Source organism: Actinophytocola gossypii, assembly GCF_025165815.1.
Classification (GTDB): Bacteria; Actinomycetota; Actinomycetes; order Mycobacteriales; family Pseudonocardiaceae; genus Actinophytocola; species Actinophytocola gossypii.
In genome coordinates this window covers 173,899-195,128 of the sequence record NZ_JAFFZE010000009.1, presented here as the reverse complement: position 1 = coordinate 195,128, position 21,230 = coordinate 173,899, and the positions used below count along the sequence as shown (strand labels likewise).

The following is a 21,230-nucleotide window of genomic DNA, read 5'->3' as shown; positions in this document are numbered from 1 at the left end:
TCATTCACGCACCGAGCAGGGAGGGTTCGTGCTGGTCGCGCAGCCATTGATCACGCCACTGGGGTCGGACGAGTTCCGGCTTCTTCCCCGCACCCGCCTGGTCTCGCGCGCGTTGCCGCGCTGGGTCACGGCGTTGTGGGCGAACCAGCGGGCCAAGAACGTCGCGTTCGACGTGTTCGCCGTCGTGCTGGCGGTACTGGACGTCTGGCTGGTGATTCCTGAGGAGGCCCCCGGCTACTCGCTGTGGCTGTCCGGCGTGGCGGTGGCCGCGATGGTGCTACGCCGCTACGTCCCGTTCGTGGCGGTGCTGGTGACCGTGCCCGGCTTCCTGACCGGCTGGTCCCAACTGGCGGCCATGATCGCCCTGGGCACGCTGGCCCGCCGGCGGGGGTGGAACTGGCAACTGGTGGTCGGATCGCTGCTGGTCTTCATGTGCTACTTCATCCGCTGGCCGCTGACCGAGTTCTTCGCGCTGACCTGGCGCGAGCACGTGCTGCACGTGATCTGGGGCGTGATCGTGGCGGGGATGCCGGTGGCGATCGGCCTGCTGATCTCCGCGAGGCAGGAACTGTCCCGCCGCATCCGCGAACTGGCGAGTTCCCGGGAACGCGAGAAGGCCCTCTACGCCGAGACCGTCCGCGCCGCCGAGCGAACGAAACTGGCCCGCGAGATGCACGACGTGGTCTCCCACCAGGTGACTCTGATCGCCATGCAGGCCGGTGCGCTCCAGGTCGCCGCCCCCGACGAGCAGTCGAAAGCGTCCGCCACGACGATCCGTGAGCTGTCCACCCGGACGCTGGAGGAACTCCGCACCCTGGTAGGCGTCCTCCGCTCGGGCGACGCCGCCGACAGCACGCAGCCAGGAGTCTCCGAGTTGACCGAGCTGATCCGCAACTTCCGCGACGAGGCCGTCCCAGTGGCGCTGGACGTGAAAGCCGAGCCGTCCCGGCTCCCCCGCCAGGTCTCCCAAGCGGTGTACCGGACAGTCCAGGAGGCGTTGACGAACGTCCGCAAACACGCGACCGGTGCCCGAGCGTCGGTCCGGGTGACGGAGGCTCGTGACACGCTGGTGGTCGAGGTCCGCAACGGCCGGGCGGGCAAGGGCAAGCGCCAACCCAGCCTCCCGTCCGGCGGTCACGGCCTGGTCGGCCTCCGCGAACGCGCCGGCCTGTTGGGCGGCACCTTCTCCGCCGGCCCGACCTCGGAAGGCGGGTTCCGCGTCTCCGCCACCTACCCCCTGGCCGGATGACTGACCCCCACACCCCAACGGGAACGTACAACTCGCCGAACGGGAACGTACGACTCGCGACCCCCGCGAGTCGTACGTTCCCGTCGCGCGAGTCGTACGTTCCCGTCGCGCGAGTCGTACGTTCCGGGGCCGGGTAGCGCGAAGGCCGCCCGTGGCTGACCACGGGCGGCCTGGTGAGTGCGAGATCAGCCCTCGCGCTGTTTGCGGAGCTTGGCCAGGGCCTCGGCGAGAATGGCCTCGCCGTCGGCGTCGGAGCGGCGTTCCTTCACGTACGCCAGGTGCGTCTTGTACGGCTCGTTCCGCGGCGCCTTCGGGGGCTCCTGCTCGTCACGCCCACCCGGCAGCCCACACCGCGGGCAGTCCCACGACTCCGGCTCCTCGGCGTCGAGCGCGAACGACGGACGGGACTCGTGCCCGTTGGCGCACCAGTAGGAAACCCTGCGGCGCGGCGCCGACTCCCCGCGCTCCGACTCGCCCATCGGCCCGGCACCGACCCGCGTCCCCCGGATCGCACTACCACCAGCCATTGACCCTCACACCCCAATGCCGAGAACCACGTGCGGCGACCCGCACCGAAAGAGTTACGCGCGCTCAGGCGACCTTGATGAGCAGCCCGAGGCCGATCACACAGATAAGCCAGATCGCGCCGACGAACAGCGTCGCCCGGTCGAGGTTCTTCTCCGCGACGCTCGACCCCGACAGACTCGACTGCATACCCCCGCCGAACAGCGACGACAGACCGCCGCCCCGGCCGCGGTGCAGCAGCACCAGAAGGATCAGCAGCAGGCTGGTGACGATCAGACCAATCTGCAGAGCTAGAACCATGTCATCCTCGCTGTCGACCCGGCTTCCGCGCGGCACGCGGTGAATACACAGGTTACCTGGTGGCACGAGATCGCCTCACGCGCCCCCGAACCATCGGGACAGAATTGTTGCGCACGAGAACAAACTGGTCAATACTCAACGGCTAGCTGGTCGAATCCCTTCGGGACAAGGGAACCGCGTGGCCTCCGTGTGTCCGCACAGGACACTCCAGAGATGGAAGGAGAGAACACGTTCCATGATCACGCGACGCTCGTTTCTCGGGGGGCTGGCGGCCGCGTCCGTCGGCGTCCCGCTCGCCGCGAACGCCATCGGGCACGCCGACCAGCGCGCGGCGGCCTCGATGTCCCTCACCCTGGCCAACGAGTCCGGCCGGGGCCCGGTCTGGACCTACATCGTCGGCACCAATCTGGCCACCGGCCAGCAGTGCCGGCTGTCGGCGGACGGCCAGCTCGTTGCGGTGTCGGAGGCCGACAACGGGCCGGACGGCTACACCGACTACGCCATCCCGGTCGAGGGCGGCGGCACCACGCTGACGCTCCCACAGGGCATGTCGGGCCGGATCTACCTGGCGATCGGCGAGAAGCTGAAGTTCCGGGTCAACCCGGGCAACGCCCTCGCCTACCCGGCCGGCTGGGTCGACACCGACCCGAACTACCCGATCCTGCACGACTGCGCCGAGTTCACCTTCGACGCGGCCGGCATGCACTGCAACACGACCATGGTCGACATGCTCTGCGTCCCCCTCGCGATCTCGCTGTCGGGGTCTCAGGAGCAGACCGCGGGCCGGTTGAAGGACGGCGGCCGGGCGGCGGTGTTCTCGGCACTCGCCGGGCAGGACGGGTTCAACGGGCTGGTCATGGAGGACCTGCGGGTCATCTCGCCTGGTCACGGGCTCGATACCGGGCGCTTCTCGGCGGACTACTTCGCCGGGGCCATCGACCAGGTCTGGTCGCACTACCAGTCGAACACGATGACCGTCACCGCCGGCTCGAAGACGTTCACCGGGCAGGTCACCGGGTCGCAGTTCGTGTTCGACGGCGGGGTGCAGCCGTTCGACAAGCCGTCGACCCGCGACGTGGTGTTCTGCGACGGCGCCCTGCACGCACCCAACGACGGGGTCACCGGTCCGGTGGCCGCGGCGCTGGGCGCCGGCTTCAACCGGAGCGTGCTGACCGCGACCGGCGCGCAGCCGCTCGCCGACGCCGGGCAGTACTACCGCGAAGCGGTGACCAACCACTACTCGCGGATCATGCACGAGAACACGGTCGACGGTAAGGCGTACGGGTTCGCGTTCGACGACGTGTGCGAGCACGCGCCCTACATCGAGGACGGCGCCCCGACCTCGATGACGGTCACGATCACGCCGTTCTGACGTGACGCGGGGCCCGGCGCGAACCGGGCCCCGCACACCGTCAGGGCAGCGGGCCGCCCGCGGCGAGGGCGCAGAGCTTCGTGAACTCCTCCGCGTCCAGGCTGGCGCCGCCGACCAGGGCGCCGTCGATGTCGTCCTGCTTGACCAGGTCGGCGATGTTGCCGGACTTCACCGACCCGCCGTACAGCACCCGCACCTCGGACGCGATCTGGTCGCCGTACTTCTCCGCCAGCTTGGCGCGCAGCGCGGCGCAGACCTCCTGCGCGTCGGCCGGGGTGGCCACGCGGCCGGTGCCGATCGCCCAGACCGGCTCGTAGGCCACCACGACCTTCGAGACCTGCTCGGTCTTGAGGCCCTTGAGCCCCGCGATCAGCTGGGTGGTGGTGTGCTCGACGTGGTCGCCGGCCTCGCGCACCTCCAGCGGCTCGCCGACGCACAGGATCGGCGACACCTCGTTCTTGAGCGCCGCCTTGACCTTGGCGTTGACCAGTTCGTCGGTCTCGCCGTGGTGCTCGCGCCGCTCGCTGTGCCCGACCGTCACGTACGCGCAGCCGAGCTTGGCGAGCATCGGCCCGGACACGTCGCCGGTGTAGGCGCCCGAGTCGTACCGCGAAACGTCCTGCGCGCCGTAGCGCAGCTTGAGCTTGTCCCCGTCCACCAGCGTCTGGATGCTGCGGATGTCGGTGAACGGCGGCAGGACCGCGACCTCGACCTTCGCGAAGTACTTCTCCGGCAACGAGAACGCGATCTTCTGCACCAGAGCGATGGCCTCGAGGTGGTTGAGGTTCATCTTCCAGTTGCCGGCGATCAGCACCTGTCGACTCATGACCGCTCCAATACCTCGATGCCCGGCAACGGCTTGCCCTCCAGGAACTCCAGCGACGCGCCACCACCGGTGGAGATGTGCGAGAAGCCGTCCTCGGGCAGGTTCAGCACGCGGACGGCGGCCGCCGAGTCGCCGCCGCCGACCACGCTGTAGGCGTCGCTGTCCACGATGGACCGGGCGAGCGCGCGGGTGCCCTCGGCGAACGGCGCCAGCTCGAACACGCCCATCGGGCCGTTCCAGAACACGGTGCCCGCCTCGGCCAGCACAGCGCCGTAGCGATCGGCGGTGATCGGGCCGATGTCCAGGCCCTTCCACTGCTCGCGGATCTCGGCGACGAGCACGCTCTGCGTGTTGGCATCTGCCGAGAAGTCGTCGGCGATCACCACGTCCGCCGGCAGCATGATCTTGTCGCCGGACTCGGCGAGCAGCCGCTTGCAGGTGTCGATCATGTCGGCTTCGAGCAGCGAGTCACCGATGCCGAGGCCCTCGGCGGCCAGGAACGTGAAGCACATGCCGCCGCCGACGAGCAGCCGGTCGACCTTCGGCAGCAGCGACTCGATCACCGCGAGCTTGTCGGAGACCTTCGAGCCGCCCAGCGCAACCACGTACGGGCGGTCGGGCGTCCCGGCGAGCCGGCGCAGCACCTCCAGCTCGGCGAGGACCAGGCCGCCGGCGTGCGCGGGGAGCAGCGTGGCGACGTCGTAGACCGACGCCTGCTTGCGGTGCACCACGCCGAACCCGTCGGACACGAACGCGCCGCCGTCGCCGACCAGGGCGGCCAGCTCGCGGGCGAACGCACCGCGCTCACCGTCGTCCTTGGACGTCTCACGTGGATCGAACCGGATGTTCTCCAGCAGTGCGACGTCTCCGTCACCCAAGCCGTCCACAGTGGACTTGGCCGAGTCGCCGACCACGTCGGACGCCAGGGTGACGTTCGAGCCGAGCAGCTCGCCGAGCCGGGTGGCGACCGGGCGGAGCGAGAACTTCGGGTCCGGGGCGCCCTTGGGCCGGCCGAGGTGCGCGGTCACCACGACCCGCGCACCGGCCTCGGTGAGCCGGCGCAGGGTCGGCAGCGACGCGCGGATGCGGCCGTCGTCGGTGATGGTCCCGCTGTCGAGGGGCACGTTGAGGTCGGCGCGCACCAACACGCGCCGACCGGCAACGCCCTCGGCGAGAAGGTCGTCGAGAGTCCTCACTGGCGCCTCAGAGCTTGGCCGCGACGAGCGCGGTCAGGTCGGCGAGGCGGTTGGAGTAGCCCCACTCGTTGTCGTACCAGCCGTAGACCTTGACCTGGTTGCCGATGACCTTGGTGATCGGCGCGTCGTAGATGCAGGAGGCCGGGTCGGTGACGATGTCCGAGGACACGATCGGCTCCTCGCTGTAGCGCAGGATGCCCTTGAGCGGGCCGTCGGCGGCGGCGCGGTAGGCGGCGTTGACCTCGTCCACGGTGACCTCCTTGGCGAGGTCGACGGTGAGGTCGGTGATCGAGCCGGTGGGGACCGGGACGCGCAGCGAGTAGCCATCGAGCTTGCCGTTGAGCTCCGGCAGCACCAGGCCGATGGCCTTGGCAGCACCCGTGGAGGTCGGCACGACGTTCAGCGCGGCGGCGCGGGCGCGGCGGAGGTCCTTGTGCGGGCCGTCCTGCAGGTTCTGGTCCTGCGTGTAGGCGTGGATCGTGGTCATCAGGCCCTTCTCGATGGTGAACGCATCGTGGAGGACCTTGGCCAGTGGCGCCAGGCAGTTCGTGGTGCAGGAGGCGTTGGAGATGATGGTCTGCGAACCGTCGTAGAGCTTCTCGTTCGCGCCGATGACGACGGTCAGGTCCTCACCTTTGGCCGGCGCGGAGATGATGACCTTCTTGGCGCCGCCCTCGTCGACGTGGCGGCGAGCGTCGTCGGCCTTGGTGAAGAAGCCCGTGGACTCGAGGACCACGTCGACGCCGAGGTCCTTCCAGGGCAGCTTGCCCGGGTCGCGCTCGGCGAGGGCCTTGATCGTCTTGCCGTCGACCTGGATGCCGTCGTCGGTCGCCTTGACCTCGCCCTCGAGGCGGCCGAGGACAGTGTCGTACTTGAGCAGATGGGCCATGGTGGCCACGTCACCGAGGTCGTTGAAGGCCACGATCTCGATGTCATGGTCACTGGCCTGCACCGCGCGCCAGAAGTTACGGCCGATGCGACCGAAGCCGTTGACGCCAACTCGAACCGTCACCGTGCGTCTCCTCGTGCTCGTTGTCGGGACCGGTGAAATCACCCTATCGCTCGCGACATGGCTGGTCGCGGGCTGTGGGCCGGGTCAACTGTATCGAATCAGTTCGGTGCCGTGGGCTGGGGTCCCCGACGAGCGCGCGGGATTTTCCGACGAACCGGTATCTGGGGAGGACGCCGGGACTCTTGTCTGGATGTAAGGGGGCACGGGAGACAGCGGTGAGCCGGGGGAGGCTCACCGGTGCGGGTGCGGCACCCGATGGGTGAGCCCGCCTGACTGCGTGGGGGTCAGTCAGGCGGGCTTCGCCATATGTGAACCGCGGCGACACCCCGGCTCGCCCGTTACCAGCGTCCCGCCACGTGCGGTTCACGCCCGTCCAGCGGCGGGACGCCCACGAGATCGCCGACTTTCCGACCGCGCAGACGTGGCCGTTCCACACCGAGCCGGAACCCGACGGCGAGACCGTGCGGGCCCGGGTCGCGGCCGAGGCGTTCGACAACGCGTTCTGGATCACCGACCGGGAGGCCTGGCCCGGTCCGGACGGTCCGTACGACTCCGTCGGCTACGCGATCCTGCGCCGGGACTGGCGGACCGGAACCACGACGCCCGTGGACTGGACCGGCTAGACCTCCGCTTCGAGCATCTCCGGGGTGACCGCGGACTCGGTGTCCGGGAGGCCCAGTTCCTTGGCGCGCTTGTCGGCCATGGCCAGGAGTCGGCGGATGCGGCCGGCGACGGCGTCCTTGGTCATCGGCGGGTCGGAGAGCTGGCCCAGCTCCTCGAGGGAGGCCTGGCGGTTGGACAGGCGGAGCTTGCCGGCCGCGCTGAGGTGGTCGGGAGCGGTGTCGCCGAGGATCTCCATGGCGCGCTGGACGCGGGCGGCGGCGGCCACCGCCGCCCGGGCGGAGCGGCGGAGGTTGGCGTCGTCGAAGTTGGCCAGGCGGTTGGCGGTGGCGCGGACCTCGCGGCGCATCCGCCGCTCCTCCCAGGCCAGGACGCTCGTGTGCGCGCCGAGGCGGGTGAGCATGGCGCCGATGGCGTCGCCGTCGCGGACCACCACCCGGTCGGCGCCGCGGACCTCGCGGGACTTGGCCTGGATGCCGAGCCGGCGGGCGGCGCCGACCAGGGCCAGCGCGGCTTCTGGGCCGGGGCAGGTGATCTCCAGTGCCGACGAGCGACCGGGCTCGGTGAGGGAGCCGTGGGCCAGGAACGCGCCGCGCCACGCGGCCTCCGCGTCGCACACGCCGCCGGAGACGACCGGCGCGGGGAGACCGCGGACCGGGCGGCCCCTTGGGTCGAGCAGGCCGGTCTGGCGGGCCAGGCCGTCACCGTCGCGGACCACGCGGACGACGTAGCGGGTGCCCTTGCGCAGACCGCTGGACGCCAGCACGTGCACGTCGGCGTTGTGGCCGTACAGGTCGTGGATCTCCTTGCGCAGCCGCCGGGCCGCCGCGCCGGTGTCCAGCTCGGCCTCGATGACCACGCGCCCGCCCACGATGTGCAGGCCGCCGGCGAAGCGCAGCAGCGACGACACCTCCGCCCGCCGGCAACAGGTCTTCGACACCGCCAGTCTGCTCAGCTCGTCCTTGACCGCCGCGGTCATCGCCACAAGGCCCCTCCTCCAACCAACGCGAACACCGACAACGGGTGCCGCCCCGCCCCCTCCCACAGGAGCCGTCGACAACCCTTCACCCACGCACCGCCGCCAGAACGTCCCGGAGGCTCTCCGCGAGCGCCTTCGGGTCGTGCCGGTCACGGGCATCGGCGGACGCCACCCCGTCCAACCGCATGCTCGCGCCCAGCGTCTCCGCCGCCCGCCGCAGCCGGTCGGGCGTCGGCACCGAGTCGGCGTCGGCGATCACCGCGTCGACCCGCAGCCGGGGTGCGTGTTCGCAGAGTACGTCCAGGTGCCGTTCGGGGGAGAAACCGGCGGTCTCCCCCGGTTGGGGGACCAGGTTTAGTACCACTATCCGGGACGCGGTAGTCGTGATGAGGGCCTCGTGCAGCTCCGGGACCAGCAGGTGCGGCAACACGCTGGTGAACCAGGACCCCGGTCCGAGCAGCACCACGTCGGCGTCCCGCACGGCCTCCACGGCGGCCGGGCAGGCGGTCGGCACCGACGCCGGATCGCCGGCCGGATGCAGGCGAATCCGCCGCACCCGGCCGGGTGTGGTGGCGACCGCGACCTGGCCGCGGATACGCCGCACCGCGGTGGTGTCCTCGTCCAGGCCGACGACGTCCGCCTCGATGTCCAGCGGCTCGGTGCACATCGGCAGCACCCGGCCGCGCACGTCCATCAATCGGGCGGCCTCTTCCAGAGCCATCACCGGATCGGGTATTACTTCGAGTAGTCCCGCCAGCACGAGGTTGCCGACGGCGTGTCCGGCGAGTGCCCCGGTTCCCCCGAACCGGTGTTGGAACACCGTCGACCAGAGCGTGCTCTCCTCCCCCGCGAGCGCCGCCAGCGCCTTGCGCAGGTCGCCCGGGGGCAGCAGCCCCAGCTCGCGGCGCAGCCGGCCGGAGGAGCCGCCGTCGTCGGCGACGGTCACCACCGCGGTCACGTCCGGGGTGATCTGGCGCAACGCGCTCAGCGTCACGTGCAGCCCGTGCCCTCCCCCGAGCGCGACCGCCCTCACTCGCGCCCCAGGTCCCGGTGCACGACCTTGACGGCCATCCGGTCCTCGTCGGAGAGCCGCCGCGCCAGCTCCTCGGAGATGCAGACGCTGCGGTGCTTGCCGCCGGTGCAGCCGATCGCGAGCGTGAGGTACCGCTTGCCCTCGCGCCGGTAGCCGGCGCCGATGAGCCGCAGCAGCTCGTGGTACCGGTCGAGGAACTCCTCCGCGCCCTCCTGGGTGAGCACGTAGTTGCGCACGTCGGTGTCCCTGCCGGTGAGGTCCTTGAGCTCGGGGATCCAGAACGGGTTCGGCAGGAAGCGGCAGTCCATCACCAGGTCGGCGTCCACCGGGAGCCCGTACTTGTAGCCGAAGGACAGCACGGTGACCCTGGTCTGCGTGGCGGCCTCGGTGCCGAACGCGTCCTCGATGTTGGCCCGCAGCTGGTGCACGGACAGCGTGCTGGTGTCGATGACCAGGTCGGCGGTCTCGCGCAGCGGCCCGAGCAGGTCACGCTCGGCCTTGATGCCGTCGATCAGCCTCCCGTCGCCCTGCAGCGGGTGGCCCCGGCGGACCTGCTCGAAGCGGCGGACCAGCACCTCGTCGGTGGCCTCCAGGAACAGCACGCGGGGTTTGTACTCGCCGGCGTCGAGGTCCTTGATGATCGCCGCGAGGTCGTCGGTGAACGCGCGGCTACGGACGTCCATCACCACGGCCACCTTGGTGACCGCGCCCTGCGCCTTCGCCCCCAGCTCGACCATGGTCTGGATCAGCTCGGGCGGCAGGTTGTCCACCACGAACCAGCCCAGGTCCTCCAGGCACTTGGCGGCCGTGCTGCGGCCGGCGCCGGACAGGCCGGTCACCACCGCGACCTCGACTCCTGCGGTGTCCTTGTCGGTCATCGTTCGCTCCTCCCCTCCTTCGGCGCTTCCTGCGCCAGTGCGCTGTGTACCAGCGCCGCGGTGTGCGCGCCGATTCCGGGTACACCGCTGATGTCGTCCACGCTCGCCTGGCGTAACCGTTTGAGCGAGCCGAAATGTTTGAGCAACGCCGACTTGCGGTTCTGGCCGAGGCCGGGAATGTCGTCCAGGGCCGAGGTCGTCATCCGCTTGGAGCGCTTGCCGCGGTGGTAGGCGATGGCGAACCGGTGCGCCTCGTCACGGACGCGTTGCAGCAGGTACAGGCCCTCGCTGGTGCGGGAGAGGATCGTCGGCTCCGGGTCGGCCGGCAGCCACACCTCCTCCAACCGCTTGGCGAGTCCGATCACGGCGACGTCGGAGACGCCCAGCTCGGCGAGCACGTCCGCGGCGGCGTTGGCCTGGGGACCGGCGCCGTCGACGACCAGCAGGTTCGGCGCGTAGGCGAACTTCTTCGGCCGCCCGGTCTCCGGGTCGATCCCGGGGTTGGCCTCGTTCTCCCGGGTCTCGCTGAGGTACCGGTAGAAGCGCCGGCGGACGACCTCGGCGATCGAGGCGACGTCGCCCTCGGTGGCGGCCTCCTTGACCGCGAAGCGGCGGTACTCGGACTTGCGCGGCAGCCCGTCCTCGAACACGACGAGCGAGGCGACGACGTCGGAGCCCTGGATGTGGCTGATGTCGATGCACTCGATGCGCAGCGGTGCGGTGTCGAGCCCGAGGGCGTCCTGGAGTTCCTGGAGCGCGGCCGAGCGGGCGGTGAGGTCACCGGCGCGGCGGAGCTTGTGCTGGGTGAACGCCTCCTTGGCGTTGCGCTCGACGGTGTCCATGAGGGCGCGCTTGTCGCCGCGCTGCGGGACGCGGAGCTGGACGCGGGAGCCGCGCATCCTGGTCAGCCAGGCGGTGACGGCGGCGGAGTCGTCGGGCAGGGCCGGGACGAGCAGCTCGCGCGGTACCGGGCTGGCGTCGCCTTCCTCGGCGAGGTCGACCTGGCTGCCGTAGAACTGGCTGACGAACTGGTCGACCAGGCCGGCCTCGTCCATCTCCTCGGTCTTGTCGACGACCCAGCCACGCTGGCCGCGGACCCGCCCGCCGCGCACGTGGAACACCTGGACGGCGGCCTCGAGGTCGTCGTGGGCGAACGCGACGACGTCGGCGTCGGTGCCGTCACCGAGGACGACGGCCTGCTTCTCCATGGCGCGGCGCAGGGCGGCGAGGTCGTCGCGAAGGCGGGCGGCGCGCTCGAACTCCAGGTCGGCGGAGGCCGCGTGCATCTCCTTGTCGAGGCGGCGCATCATCTTGTCGGTGTGACCGGCGAGGAAGTCGCAGAAGTCGTCGACGATGTCGCGGTGCTCGTCGGCGCTGACCCGGCCGACGCAGGGGGCCGAGCACTTGCCGATGTAGCCGAGCAGGCAGGGGCGGCCGATCTGGCCGTGGCGTTTGAAGACGCCCTTGGAGCAGGTGCGGGCCGGGAAGACGCGGAGCAGGAGGTCGAGGGTCTCGCGGATGGCCCAGGCGTGGGCGTAGGGACCGAAGTAACGCACGCCCTTGCGGCGGGGACCGCGGTAGACGTGCAGCCGCGGGTACTCCTCGTGCAGGGTGACGGCGAGGACCGGGTAGGACTTGTCGTCGCGGTAGCGGACGTTGAAGCGCGGGTCGAACTCCTTGATCCAGTTGTACTCGAGCTGGAGCGCCTCGACCTCGGTGGCGACCACGGTCCACTCCACGGAGCCCGCCGTGGTGACCATCTGGCGGGTCCGCGGGTGGAGGAGCGTGAGGTCGGCGAAGTAGGAGTTCAGCCGGCTGCGCAGGCTCTTGGCCTTGCCGACATAGATCACCCGCCCCGACGGGTCACGGAACTTGTAGACCCCGGGAGCGTCCGGGATCGTGCCCGGCGACGGCCGATATGTCGACGGATCTGCCACCCACCCAGCCTACGACCGACCACCGACAGTCGCGGACGGACCCGATGCGGCCAGGTACGGAAGTCAGACCGCGTGCAGGTTCCCGTCGGCGCCGATCACGCACGCCGCGCTGCCCCGGCCCGAGTTCACGAACTCCGTCACGCAGCGGCCCATCTGCCCGTGGCCCTTGGCGTTCGGGTGGAAGGACTGCTGGGCCATGTGGATGCCGATGGCGTCCAGGCCGCCGGTCACCCACGCCCACGGGTCGACGGTCACCCTGGTCTGCCACTCGGTCGACGAGTCGCCGTAGCCGCTGCAGGCCTCGTGGCCCTCGGTGGCGCGGGCGAAGTCGAGGAACTTCACGCCGGTGCGGCTCGCCACGCCGCGCAGGGCCTCGGCGAGTTGCGGCACGGCCTCGGTGCGGCCGTAGCGCGCGTCGCCGAGCTTGAACGGGCAGCCCTGGGGGCCGTGCAGGATCTCGTCCATGTGCTCGGTCAGCGGGGAGGCGTAGGAGGTGAGGACCAGGTCGTAGCTGCCGGCCGCGTAGCCGGCCTGGGACATGGCGGTCTTCACGTCGTTGACGGCGACCTCGACCTTCGGCGCCATCGCGGCGAGCCGTTGCGGCCACTCGGTGCGCAGGTCCTCGCGGCAGCCGTCGCCGAACGGGTTGAACCACTTGGCGATGCAGTCGAGGATCGTGTCCGCGAACGCGGGGTCGTCGTTCGCGCCGACCTGGACCAGGACCGTGGTGACCCGGTACTCGCGGGCGATGTCGATCAGGCGGCGGGCCTGGGAGCCCTCGGTGTAGTGGGTGGTGTCCGCCAGCGAGACGTTGGCGGCCTCGGCCCCGGAGCAGGCGAGGTTGATCGTGTGGTCGGCGAGGGACGTGCGGTGCACCATCGCGTTCGCCGAGCGGTGGCACCAGTTGCCGTTCTCGCCGCGGGTGCCGCGTTCGTAGTCGCCCGCGCCCTCGCCGGACATGGCGCTGTCGCCGAGCGACACGATCGCCGTCGGACGGTCGTCCTGTTCCTGTGCGGCGGCGGCCGGACTGGCCGCGATCACTCCGCCGGCGACCAGGGCGGCCAGCCCGACGCCGAAGATCCTTCGCCCTCGCATCCACATCTCCCCGAGCCACGGCGGTTACCGCCTGATCACATATGGTGAGAATCACCATAACCAGGCGGTAACCGGCCGGGCTATAACCCGAATGGCCCTCGTGTTTGGCCGTTCAGGCGAAGGTGACCTGGTCTCCCTCGACGGTCACCGGGATCTCGGGCAGCGGCTCGGTGGCGGGACCCTTCGTCGCTTCGCCGGTGGTCGTGTCGAACTCGCTGCCGTGGTTGCGGCAGACCGCCACGCCGTCCTGCGGCGCCTCGACGATCGTCCCCTGGTGCGTGCACGCGGCGTTGAACGCCTTGACCTCGTTGCCGTTGCGGACGAGCAACGCCTTGCCGTCGGGGCCGTCGACGATGAGGCCGCCGCCGTCGGGGATGTCGGAGAGCGCCGTCGCTCCGCCGCTGCTTCCCCCGTTACCTCCGCTGCCCCCGTTGCCTCCGCTGTTCCCGCCGGCGTCGTCGCTCCCACAGGCGACCAGTGCGCCTGGGGCGACCAGTGCGACCATCAGGCCGCAGAGCACGTCGCGGCGGCTACGGGGTTTCGTGGTGGGGTCGACTGCAGTCAAACCGGGCCTCCTCGTTCATTCCGGACGAACGGATACAAGGGGCCTAACGCGCGCGCTCCGCGAACGGTTCAATACTGAACGAATTTCTCAGCCGGCTCACAGGGCCAGATGGATGCGCAGCGCTCCGTCCAACCGGCCCAGCACCTCCGGTGGAACGGCACCGATGCGTTTCCTGACCCGGTCGGTGGCGATCGTGCGGACCTGCTCGGCCTGCGCCTTGGAGTCCGCGGCCAGCCCGCAGTCCGCGGCCGGCAGCACCACCTGGAACGGGTACACGCGGCCGACGTTCGAGGTCACCGGCACGACGGTCACCACCCCGCGACCGGCACGCTTCGCCGCCCGGTTGGCCGCGTCGTTGGACACGATCACCGCGGGCCGGGTCTTGTTGGCCTCCGAGCCGCGAACCGGGTCGAGGTCGACCCAGTAGAGGTCACCGCGCCTCACAGGCCGTCGCCGCTCGCCCGTTCCCAGGCCGCGGTCTCGGCCTCGTCCACCTCGTCGAACGCGCGCGCGTACTCGTCCTCCAACTCGGCCACCCGAAGCAGCGCGATCGCCCGCTGGATGGCCGACGACCGCGACGGCTCCCCGGTCCGCTCGACGTACTCGTCGACGAAGGCCACGTCCTCCGCCGGCAGGCTCACACTCAGCTTCACACCGTCGATGCTACCCGGGGTGGCACCGGACTAGCCATGCTCGGCGGGGGTGCCCGCCTCGCGGCGGATGCGGCGGAGCTCGCGCATCGCGGTGACCGCGTGTTCGCCGTCGATGGCCTGGATGGCGACGACGGGGACGTACTCGTCGTGCGGGAGTTCGAGGCGGGCCCAGGGGGACCCGTCGGGGAAGCTGACCTGCTCCACCTCGGTCCACGGGAAGTGCCGGGCGCCGAGCAGGTTGCGGACCTCGACGCCGTCGGCGTCCGCGCGCACGCGGGGGCGGGTGAACCAGAGCGCGCCGGCGGCCAGGAACAGGCCGATCCCGATCATCGCGAGCTGGTCGGACAGGGTGAAGTACGCGCCGGTGTGGGTGCGCAGCATGAGCAGCCCGGCCACGGTGAACGCCGCGAGCAGGATCACCGCGACGATCCCGGCGATCACCCGCACCTTCCTCGGTCGCGCTACGACGTTCACTCGAATCCCCGATCGGTCCACGGCTGGCGCAGGCTCCGGACGACCATCGCCGTGTCCAATGCTGCCACGCACGCCTCGAAGCCCTTGTCCTCGGTCGAGTCCGGCAGCCCGCAGCGGTCCAGGGCCTGCTCCTCGGTGTTCACGGTCAGCACACCGTTGCCAACCGGCGTCCCCTCGTCGAGGGACACCCGGGTGAGACCCGCGGTCACCGCATCGCAGACGTACTCGAAGTGCGGGGTGCCACCGCGGATCACCACGCCCAGCGCCACCACGGCCTCGTGGTGCTTGGCCAGGGCCTGGCACACCACCGGCAGCTCCACCGCGCCGGGCACCCGAACCACCGTCGGCTCCGCGATCCCGGCCTGCTTCGCGGCGGCCAGCGCGCGCTCCAGCAGCGTGTCGGTGATCGTGGCGTGCCACCGCGTCGCGGCGATGGCGAGCCGGATGCCCTCGCACCGGGGCACCTCGACCTCGGGCCGACCTTCTCCACTCACAGTGTCGCTCCGGTTCGCTCCGCTCCGCCGCTAGCACGCCGTCTTCCCGCGTCGCACGCGGCTGCGCTCCCGCTCACAGGTGCCCCTCCAGCACGTCGAGGTCGCCCAGCTCGTGGCCCATGCGGTCGCGCTTGGTGCGCAGGTACCGCAGGTTCTCCGCGTTCGGGCGGATCGGCAACGGTACCCGGTCGACGATCGTCAGGCCGTAGCCGTCCAGGCCGATCCGCTTGGCCGGGTTGTTCGTCAGCAGGCGCATCGACCGCACGCCGAGGTCGTACAGGATCTGCGCGCCCTGGCCGTAGTCGCGGGAGTCCGCCGGCACGCCGAGCGCCAGGTTCGCGTCCACGGTGTCCGCGCCGGCGTCCTGGAGCTGGTAGGCCTGCAACTTGTGCATCAGGCCGATCCCCCGGCCCTCGTGCCCGCGCATGTAGAGCACCACGCCTCGGCCCTCGGTCGCCACCGCCGCCAGCGCGGCGTCCAGCTGCGGGCCGCAGTCGCAGCGCAGCGAGCCGAACACGTCCCCGGTCAGGCACTCGGAGTGCACCCGTACCAGCACGTTCTCCCCGTCGGCGATGTCGCCGTAGACCAGGGCGATGTGCTCGATGCCGTCGAGCTTGGAGTCGTAGCCGACCGCGCGGAACGCGCCGTGCGCGGTCGGGATCCTGGCCTCCGCGACCCGCACGACCTGCACCTCGTGCCGCCTGCGGTAGTCGATGAGGTCGGCGATGGAGATGATGGCCAGGTCGTGCTCGGCGGCGAACACCTCGAGCTCGTCGCGCCGCGCCATGTCGCCGTCGTCCTTCTGCGACACGATCTCGCACAGCACCCCGGCCGGGCGCAGACCAGCCATCGTCGCCAGGTCGATCGCTGCCTCGGTGTGGCCGGGCCGGCGCAGCACGCCGCCCTCCTTCGCCCGCAGCGGCACCACGTGCCCCGGACGGGTGAACTCGTCGGCGGTGGACTTCTCGTCGGCGAGCAGGCGGATGGTGTGCGCGCGGTCGGCGGCCGAGATGCCGGTGCTCACGCCGTGCTTGGCGTCCACGGTCACCGTGTACGCGGTGCCGCGCACGTCCTGGTTGGTGTGGAACATCGGCGGCAGACCCAGCCGGTCGCAGTCGGCCTCGGGTAGCGGCACGCAGATGTACCCGGACGTGTAGCGGACCATGAACGCGACCAGCTCGGGGGTGGCCTTCTCGGCGGCGAAGATCAGGTCGCCCTCGTTCTCGCGGTCCTCGTCGTCGACCACGATCACCGGGCGACCCGCCTTGATGTCGGCGACCGCCCGCTCGATCCCCTTGACGTCACTCATGGTGTCTCCCGCTCGCTAGGTGCGCCCATTGTGCTCCGCCTCGTTGCGGACGCCGGGCAAGTGTGGCGCGGTCAACCTCTCGACGTACTTGGCGACCACGTCCACCTCGAGGTTCACCAGGTCGCCCGGCTGCCGGACGCCGAGCGTGGTGGCGCGCAGCGTCTCCGGGATGAGGCTGACCGAGAAGTCCTCCTCGCTCACGTCGACCACGGTGAGGGATACCCCGTCCACGGTGATCGAGCCCTTCTCGACCAGGTAGCGGGCCAGGTGGGCGGGCAGACCGATGCGCACGACGTCCCAGTGCTCGGACGGCTGCCGGGAGCGGATGACGCCGGTGCCGTCGACGTGGCCCTGCACGATGTGCCCGCCGAACCGCTTGCCGACCTCGGCCGCCCGTTCCAGGTTCACCTGCTCACCGGCGGCGATCTTGTCGAGGCTGGACCGGTTCAGGGTCTCGCGCATCACATCGGCGGTGAACGCGCCGTCGGCGACCTCCACGACGGTCAGGCAGACGCCGTTGACCGCGATCGAGTCACCGCGGGCGACGTCGCTGGTGACCAGCGGGCCGGCGACGGTGAGCCGCGCCGCGTCCGGCAGGTCCTCGACCGCGACGACGGTGCCGCGCTCCTCCACGATCCCGGTGAACACCTAGCTCGCCTCCGCCTTGTTCCGCAGCCGGGCGATCGCCTCGGCCGGGTCGTCGGCACCGTAGACCGCCGAGCCGGCGACGAAGCAGTCGACGCCCGCCTCGGCTGCCTGCTCGATCGTGTCGGCGTTGATGCCGCCGTCGATCTCGATCAGCACCCGCAGCTCACCGCTGTCGACCAGCCGCCGAGCGGCCCGGACCTTGTCCAGCACGCCGGGCATGAACTCCTGGCCGCCGAACCCGGGTTCGACCGACATCACCAGCAACGTGTCGTAGTGGGTCAGCAATTCCAGGTAGGGCTCGAGCGGGGTGTCCGGCTTGATCGACAGGCCCGCCTTGGCGCCGGCCGCGCGCAGGTTCGCGGCGAGCTTGACCGGGTCGTCGGCGGCCTCCACGTGCACCGTGACGTTGTGCGCGCCCGCCTCGGCGTAGTCGATCGCCCAGCGGTCCGGGTCGTCGATCATCAGGTGGCAGTCGACCGGGATGTCCGTGCTGGCCAGCAGCGCCTTGACCACGGGGAGGCCGATGGTGAGGTTGGGCACGAAGTGGGCGTCCATCACGTCCACGTGCAGCCAGTCCGCACCGCGCACGGCATCGACCTCGTCCGCCAACCGGGCGAAGTCGGCGGAGAGGATGCTGGGCGCGATCATGGGTTGTGCTGGCACGACCCGAGCATATTGGCTCACGCTCGAGCACGTGTTTCGCGCCGTGCTGACTTCGACCGGTTACCGATACCGATCGAACGCGGCGGCGATGTCCTCGCGACCGGCATGGTTGGCGAGCAGGAGCTGGAGCAGGATCCTGGCCTTGGCCGGGTCGAGGAACCCGGACTGGACGAGGCCGCGTTCCAGCAGGTCACGCTCGGATCCGGGGTAGCCGTAGGTCTGCCGCAGCACCGAGCCGGCACCGGTGCGGGAGGACAGCACGACCGGGATCCTGGCCGCCAGGTCGGCGACCACCGGCACCATCCTGGCCGGCACGTGCCCGGCGCCGAGTCCGGCGACGACCAGGCCGTCCAGGGCGTCGCCTGCCCGGCGGAGCAGCTCGCCGTCGTCGCCGAGGGCGACCGTGACCAGGCCCACCCGCAGGTCGGCGGTGCGCGGGTCGGCGGCGAGGGTGAGACCGGTGCGGGCGACGCCGCGGATCCGGGGATCGCCCTCGACGACCAGGCCGATCGGGCCGAACGCGGGCGAGACGAACGCGGCGGTGCTGACCGTGTGGGTCTTGCGGACGAACCGGGCGGCGTGGATCTCGTCGGACATGACGACCAGCGAGCCGATACCGCGGGCGGTGGGCGCGGCGGCGACCCGGGCGGCGGCGTAGAGGTTGGCGGGACCGTCCGCGCCGGCGGCGTTCGGGTGACGCATGGCGCCGGTGACCACGACCGGGGCGTCCGACTCGACGGTGAGGTCGAGGAAGAACGCGGTCTCCTCGATGGTGTCGGTGCCGTGGGTGACGACGACGCCGACCGCGCCGTCGGCGAGCTCGGCGCGGACCCGGTCGGACAGGGCCACCAGGTCGTCGAACCCGAGCGACGGGCTGGGCAGTGACCGCAGCGTGTCCGCGGTGACCGGGACGCCCAGGTCGGCGAGCCCCGGCACGGCGGCGACCAGGTCGTCGGCGCCCAGGGAGGGCACGATGCCGCCGGACGCGCTCGGGGCCATGGCGATCGTGCCGCCCATGGCGATGACCGCGAGGTGGGTCACCGGCGGAGCAGGGCGCAGAACATCGCGTCGGTGCCGTGCCGGTGCGGCCACAGCTGCACGTACGGGCCGGCACCGAGGTCGGGCATCTCGGGGAACGACTCGCGGGCGTCGAGCGGGGTGACGCCGGTGCGGCGGACCACGTCGGCGACCACGCCGATGGTCTCGGACAGGTGCGGCGAGCAGACCACGTAACCGACCACGCCGCCGGGCCGCACCAGGTCGAGCGCGGTGAGCAGGAGCTCGCGCTGGAGCTTCGTCAGCTCCCCGACGTCGGAGGGCTGGCGGCGCCAGCGCGCCTCCGGGCGGCGGCGCAGCGAGCCGAGACCCGTGCAGGGCGCGTCGACCAGGATCCGGTCGAACGTTCCGGTCCCCATGCCGAGCGCAGCGGGCTGGCGGCCGTCGCCGACGTGCACGGTCACCGGCAGGCCCTCGGTCGAGCGCTCCACCAGCCGCGCCCGGTGCGGGGCCTTCTCCACCGCGTCCAGCCGGCCGCCGGAGATGCCGAGCACGGCCGCGAGCAGCGCCGACTTGCCGCCAGGACCGGCGCACAGGTCGAGCCAGCGCTCGTCGCCGCCCTCCACACCGGGGCGGGTGAGCGCGATCGCGCACAGCTGGCTGCCCTCGTCCTGCACGGAGGCCAGCCGCTCGCGCACCGGATCCAGGCCGGCCGGATCGCCCGCGCCCGCCTCCAGCCGCACGCCGTAGGGCGAATAGGGGGCGACCTCGCCGCCGGTCATCGCCGCCAGCTCCTCGGCGGTGATCTCGCCCGGCCGGGCGACCAGGTGCACGGCGGGGCGTTCGTTGTCCGCGTCGAGGGCGGTTTTCAGCTCGTCGCCGGTGGTGCCGAGGGTGTCGGCGAACGCGCGGGCCACCCAGCGCGGGTGCGCGGACCGCAGGGCGACGTTGCCGATCGGGTCCTTGTCCGGGTCGGGGGCGAGCCGGTCCAGCCAGGCGTCCTCGTCCAGCTCGGACACCTTGCGCAGCACGGCGTTGACGAACCCGGACTGTCGGGAGCCCTGCTCGCCGCGGACCAGGTCGACGGTGGAGGCGACCGCGGCGTGCGCGGGGATGCGGGTGCGGAGCAACTGGTAGGTGCCGAGCCGGAGCACGTCGAGCAGCGTCGGCTCGACCTTGGCCAGCGGCCGGTCCAGGCAGGCGTCGAGGATCTGGTCGAGCAGGCCGATGCTGCGGCAGGCGCCGTAGGTCAGCTCGGTGGCGAGCGCGGCGTCCCGGCCGGTGATCCGCCGCTCCCGTAACAACTGCGGCAGCAGCAGGTTGGCGTAGGCGTCGCGCGCGCGGACCTCGCGCAGCGTGTCCAGCGCCGCCTGCCGGGCCGGGTCCTCCACCGGCGGCCGGCTCGGGCCGTTCCGCCGCCTCGGCGGGTGCGGGCTTCTCGGGCGGGAGAACCGCTCCTGGCGCCGTCCTTGCTGTGTCACGTCAGCCGCTCCCCTGGCTCGACCCGGGCGCCGCGCGCCCAGTCGGTCGCCGCCATCCGCTTCTTGCCCGGGGCCTGCACCTCGCCCAGCGCGACCGGGTCGGTGGCCGTGCCGGCGAGCACCCGTTTGCGCTCCACCAGCAGCTCGCCCGGCTTCAGCCGCTCGGCGTCGGTGCGGCGCACCGGGCCCAGCTTGATCCGCTCGCCGCGGAACTCCGCCCACGCGCCGGGTTCCGGGGTGACCGCGCGGGCCAGCCGGTCGACCGCGAGCGCCGGCGCGGTGAAGTCGAGCCGGGCGTCCTCGGCGGTCACCTTGGCCGCGTAGCTGACCCCGTCGGCCGGCTGCTCGACCGCGGTCAGCGAGCCGTCCTCGATCCCGTCGACGGTCGAGGCCAGCAGTCCGGCACCGGCGTCGGCCAGCCGGGTCAGCAGGTCGCCCGCGGTGTCGGTATCCCGGACCGGCTCGGTGAGCACGCCGTACACCGGGCCGGCGTCCATCGCCTTGACGATCCGGAACGTGGTGGCGCCGGTGATCTCGTCGCCGTGCCGGACGGCGGCCTGCACCGGGGCGGCGCCGCGCCACGCGGGCAGGATCGAGAAGTGCAAGTTCACCCAGCCGTGCTCGGGGATGTCGAGTGCGGCCTGGGGCAGCAGCGCGCCGTAGGCGACCACCGGGCAGCAGTCCGGCGCGAGCTCCCGCAGCCGGCCGAGGAACGCGGGGTCGGACGCCTTGGCCGGGGTGAGCACCTCGATGCCGCGCTCGTCGGCGAGCGCACCGACCGGGGAGCGCACCAGGCGCCGGCCGCGGCCGGCCGGGGCGTCCGGACGGGTGACCACGGCGACCACGTCGTGGCGGCCGCTGTCGAGCAGGGCCCGCAGCGACGGCAGCGCGACCTCGGGGGTACCGGCGAAGACCAACCGCATC

The 21,230-nt window shown here is 71.5% G+C and carries 24 protein-coding genes; 3 read left to right on the top strand and 21 right to left on the bottom strand.

The window, feature by feature from the left end:
* The first annotated feature begins 133 nt into the window (after positions 1 to 133).
* Positions 134 to 1,249 (top strand): sensor histidine kinase, encoded by a 1,116-nt coding sequence (locus JT362_RS09210; RefSeq protein WP_260191031.1) that lies wholly within the window; start codon positions 134 to 136, stop codon positions 1,247 to 1,249.
* A 185-nt stretch (positions 1,250 to 1,434) separates the two neighbouring features.
* Here the strand turns inward: JT362_RS09210 and JT362_RS09205 are convergent, their stop codons facing one another.
* Positions 1,435 to 1,776: an RNA polymerase-binding protein RbpA gene (locus JT362_RS09205; RefSeq protein ID WP_075123543.1), complete on the bottom strand. Its 342-nt coding sequence runs from the start codon at positions 1,774 to 1,776 to the stop codon at positions 1,435 to 1,437.
* Positions 1,777 to 1,840: 64 nt separating this feature from the next.
* The gene (secG, locus tag JT362_RS09200) at positions 1,841 to 2,074 is read right to left on the bottom strand and encodes a preprotein translocase subunit SecG (protein ID WP_260190649.1); all 234 of its coding nucleotides are present in this window, start codon (positions 2,072 to 2,074) and stop codon (positions 1,841 to 1,843) included.
* A gap of 235 nt (positions 2,075 to 2,309) precedes the next feature.
* Here secG and JT362_RS09195 point away from each other — a divergent pair, with 235 nt between their 5' ends.
* The gene (locus JT362_RS09195; protein WP_260190648.1) at positions 2,310 to 3,446 is read left to right on the top strand and encodes a beta-1,3-glucanase family protein; all 1,137 of its coding nucleotides are present in this window, start codon (positions 2,310 to 2,312) and stop codon (positions 3,444 to 3,446) included.
* Between the two features lie 40 nt (positions 3,447 to 3,486).
* Here the strand turns inward: JT362_RS09195 and tpiA are convergent, their stop codons facing one another.
* From tpiA to gap, 3 genes are read right to left on the bottom strand one after another with little or no spacing between them, the layout of a single operon-like run.
* Complete coding sequence (gene tpiA / locus JT362_RS09190) at positions 3,487 to 4,272, bottom strand: triose-phosphate isomerase (protein ID WP_260190647.1); 786 nt, start codon at positions 4,270 to 4,272, stop codon at positions 3,487 to 3,489.
* Positions 4,269 to 5,468, bottom strand: coding sequence for a phosphoglycerate kinase (locus tag JT362_RS09185; RefSeq protein ID WP_260190646.1), 1,200 nt, complete (start codon positions 5,466 to 5,468; stop codon positions 4,269 to 4,271). Before JT362_RS09185 ends, tpiA begins: the two co-directional genes overlap by 4 nt.
* Positions 5,469 to 5,475: 7 nt before the next feature.
* Positions 5,476 to 6,480 (bottom strand): type I glyceraldehyde-3-phosphate dehydrogenase, encoded by a 1,005-nt coding sequence (gap, locus tag JT362_RS09180; RefSeq protein WP_260190645.1) that lies wholly within the window; start codon positions 6,478 to 6,480, stop codon positions 5,476 to 5,478.
* Between the two features lie 356 nt (positions 6,481 to 6,836).
* On the opposite strand from gap, the gene JT362_RS09175 reads away from it, so the two are divergent.
* Complete coding sequence (locus tag JT362_RS09175) at positions 6,837 to 7,103, top strand: hypothetical protein (protein ID WP_260190644.1); 267 nt, start codon at positions 6,837 to 6,839, stop codon at positions 7,101 to 7,103.
* Here JT362_RS09175 and whiA read toward each other — a convergent pair.
* The 16 genes from whiA to fmt form a co-directional block, all read right to left on the bottom strand.
* Positions 7,100 to 8,086 carry a DNA-binding protein WhiA gene (whiA, locus tag JT362_RS09170; RefSeq protein ID WP_260190643.1) on the bottom strand — a complete coding sequence of 329 codons (987 nt, stop codon included), beginning with the start codon at positions 8,084 to 8,086 and terminating at the stop codon, positions 7,100 to 7,102. The two genes, JT362_RS09175 and whiA, sit on opposite strands and share 4 nt — an antisense overlap.
* Before the next feature lie 79 nt (positions 8,087 to 8,165).
* The gene (locus JT362_RS09165; protein ID WP_260190642.1) at positions 8,166 to 9,113 is read right to left on the bottom strand and encodes a gluconeogenesis factor YvcK family protein; all 948 of its coding nucleotides are present in this window, start codon (positions 9,111 to 9,113) and stop codon (positions 8,166 to 8,168) included.
* On the bottom strand, positions 9,110 to 9,991 hold the full coding sequence (rapZ, locus tag JT362_RS09160) for an RNase adapter RapZ (RefSeq protein WP_260190641.1): 882 nt from the start codon (positions 9,989 to 9,991) through the stop codon (positions 9,110 to 9,112). Before rapZ ends, JT362_RS09165 begins: the two co-directional genes overlap by 4 nt.
* Positions 9,988 to 11,928 carry an excinuclease ABC subunit UvrC gene (gene uvrC / locus JT362_RS09155; protein WP_260190640.1) on the bottom strand — a complete coding sequence of 647 codons (1,941 nt, stop codon included), beginning with the start codon at positions 11,926 to 11,928 and terminating at the stop codon, positions 9,988 to 9,990. The genes rapZ and uvrC overlap by 4 nt, the downstream gene beginning before the upstream one ends.
* A 63-nt stretch (positions 11,929 to 11,991) precedes the next feature.
* Complete coding sequence (locus JT362_RS09150) at positions 11,992 to 13,023, bottom strand: GDSL-type esterase/lipase family protein (RefSeq protein ID WP_260190639.1); 1,032 nt, start codon at positions 13,021 to 13,023, stop codon at positions 11,992 to 11,994.
* Positions 13,024 to 13,135: 112 nt separating this feature from the next.
* The gene (locus JT362_RS09145) at positions 13,136 to 13,588 is read right to left on the bottom strand and encodes a Rieske (2Fe-2S) protein (protein ID WP_260190638.1); all 453 of its coding nucleotides are present in this window, start codon (positions 13,586 to 13,588) and stop codon (positions 13,136 to 13,138) included.
* Positions 13,589 to 13,684: 96 nt separating this feature from the next.
* A complete protein-coding gene (locus tag JT362_RS09140; RefSeq protein ID WP_260190637.1) occupies positions 13,685 to 14,032 on the bottom strand; it encodes a type II toxin-antitoxin system PemK/MazF family toxin in 348 nt (115 codons plus the stop codon).
* Complete coding sequence (locus tag JT362_RS09135; RefSeq protein ID WP_260190636.1) at positions 14,029 to 14,241, bottom strand: ribbon-helix-helix domain-containing protein; 213 nt, start codon at positions 14,239 to 14,241, stop codon at positions 14,029 to 14,031. Before JT362_RS09135 ends, JT362_RS09140 begins: the two co-directional genes overlap by 4 nt.
* 30 nt (positions 14,242 to 14,271) lie before the next feature.
* A complete protein-coding gene (locus JT362_RS09130; RefSeq protein ID WP_260190635.1) occupies positions 14,272 to 14,715 on the bottom strand; it encodes a PH domain-containing protein in 444 nt (147 codons plus the stop codon).
* Positions 14,712 to 15,209 carry a 6,7-dimethyl-8-ribityllumazine synthase gene (ribH, locus tag JT362_RS09125; protein WP_260190634.1) on the bottom strand — a complete coding sequence of 166 codons (498 nt, stop codon included), beginning with the start codon at positions 15,207 to 15,209 and terminating at the stop codon, positions 14,712 to 14,714. Before ribH ends, JT362_RS09130 begins: the two co-directional genes overlap by 4 nt.
* A gap of 73 nt (positions 15,210 to 15,282) precedes the next feature.
* On the bottom strand, positions 15,283 to 16,518 hold the full coding sequence (locus JT362_RS09120) for a bifunctional 3,4-dihydroxy-2-butanone-4-phosphate synthase/GTP cyclohydrolase II (RefSeq protein WP_260190633.1): 1,236 nt from the start codon (positions 16,516 to 16,518) through the stop codon (positions 15,283 to 15,285).
* 15 nt (positions 16,519 to 16,533) lie between these two features.
* On the bottom strand, positions 16,534 to 17,166 hold the full coding sequence (locus JT362_RS09115) for a riboflavin synthase (protein WP_260190632.1): 633 nt from the start codon (positions 17,164 to 17,166) through the stop codon (positions 16,534 to 16,536).
* A complete protein-coding gene (gene rpe / locus JT362_RS09110; RefSeq protein WP_260191030.1) occupies positions 17,167 to 17,814 on the bottom strand; it encodes a ribulose-phosphate 3-epimerase in 648 nt (215 codons plus the stop codon).
* A gap of 75 nt (positions 17,815 to 17,889) precedes the next feature.
* Positions 17,890 to 18,870 (bottom strand): asparaginase, encoded by a 981-nt coding sequence (locus JT362_RS09105; protein WP_260190631.1) that lies wholly within the window; start codon positions 18,868 to 18,870, stop codon positions 17,890 to 17,892.
* On the bottom strand, positions 18,867 to 20,306 hold the full coding sequence (locus JT362_RS09100; RefSeq protein ID WP_260190630.1) for an RsmB/NOP family class I SAM-dependent RNA methyltransferase: 1,440 nt from the start codon (positions 20,304 to 20,306) through the stop codon (positions 18,867 to 18,869). Before JT362_RS09100 ends, JT362_RS09105 begins: the two co-directional genes overlap by 4 nt.
* A complete protein-coding gene (fmt, locus tag JT362_RS09095) occupies positions 20,303 to 21,229 on the bottom strand; it encodes a methionyl-tRNA formyltransferase (RefSeq protein ID WP_260190629.1) in 927 nt (308 codons plus the stop codon). The genes JT362_RS09100 and fmt overlap by 4 nt, the downstream gene beginning before the upstream one ends.
* Position 21,230: the final 1 nt, after the last annotated feature.

Bases quoted from the DNA above. Each gene is read 5' to 3' on its own strand.
- JT362_RS09195 (WP_260190648.1), top strand. From the start codon at position 2,310: ATGATCACGCGACGCTCGTTTCTCGGGGGGCTGGCGGCCGCGTCCGTC.
- fmt (WP_260190629.1), bottom strand. From the start codon at position 21,229: ATGCGGTTGGTCTTCGCCGGTACCCCCGAGGTCGCGCTGCCGTCGCTG.
- rpe (WP_260191030.1), bottom strand. From the start codon at position 17,814: ATGATCGCGCCCAGCATCCTCTCCGCCGACTTCGCCCGGTTGGCGGAC.
- tpiA (WP_260190647.1), bottom strand. From the start codon at position 4,272: ATGAGTCGACAGGTGCTGATCGCCGGCAACTGGAAGATGAACCTCAAC.
- JT362_RS09150 (WP_260190639.1), bottom strand. From the start codon at position 13,023: ATGCGAGGGCGAAGGATCTTCGGCGTCGGGCTGGCCGCCCTGGTCGCC.
- JT362_RS09205 (WP_075123543.1), bottom strand. From the start codon at position 1,776: ATGGCTGGTGGTAGTGCGATCCGGGGGACGCGGGTCGGTGCCGGGCCG.
- rapZ (WP_260190641.1), bottom strand. From the start codon at position 9,991: ATGACCGACAAGGACACCGCAGGAGTCGAGGTCGCGGTGGTGACCGGC.
- secG (WP_260190649.1), bottom strand. From the start codon at position 2,074: ATGGTTCTAGCTCTGCAGATTGGTCTGATCGTCACCAGCCTGCTGCTG.
- JT362_RS09120 (WP_260190633.1), bottom strand. From the start codon at position 16,518: ATGAGTGACGTCAAGGGGATCGAGCGGGCGGTCGCCGACATCAAGGCG.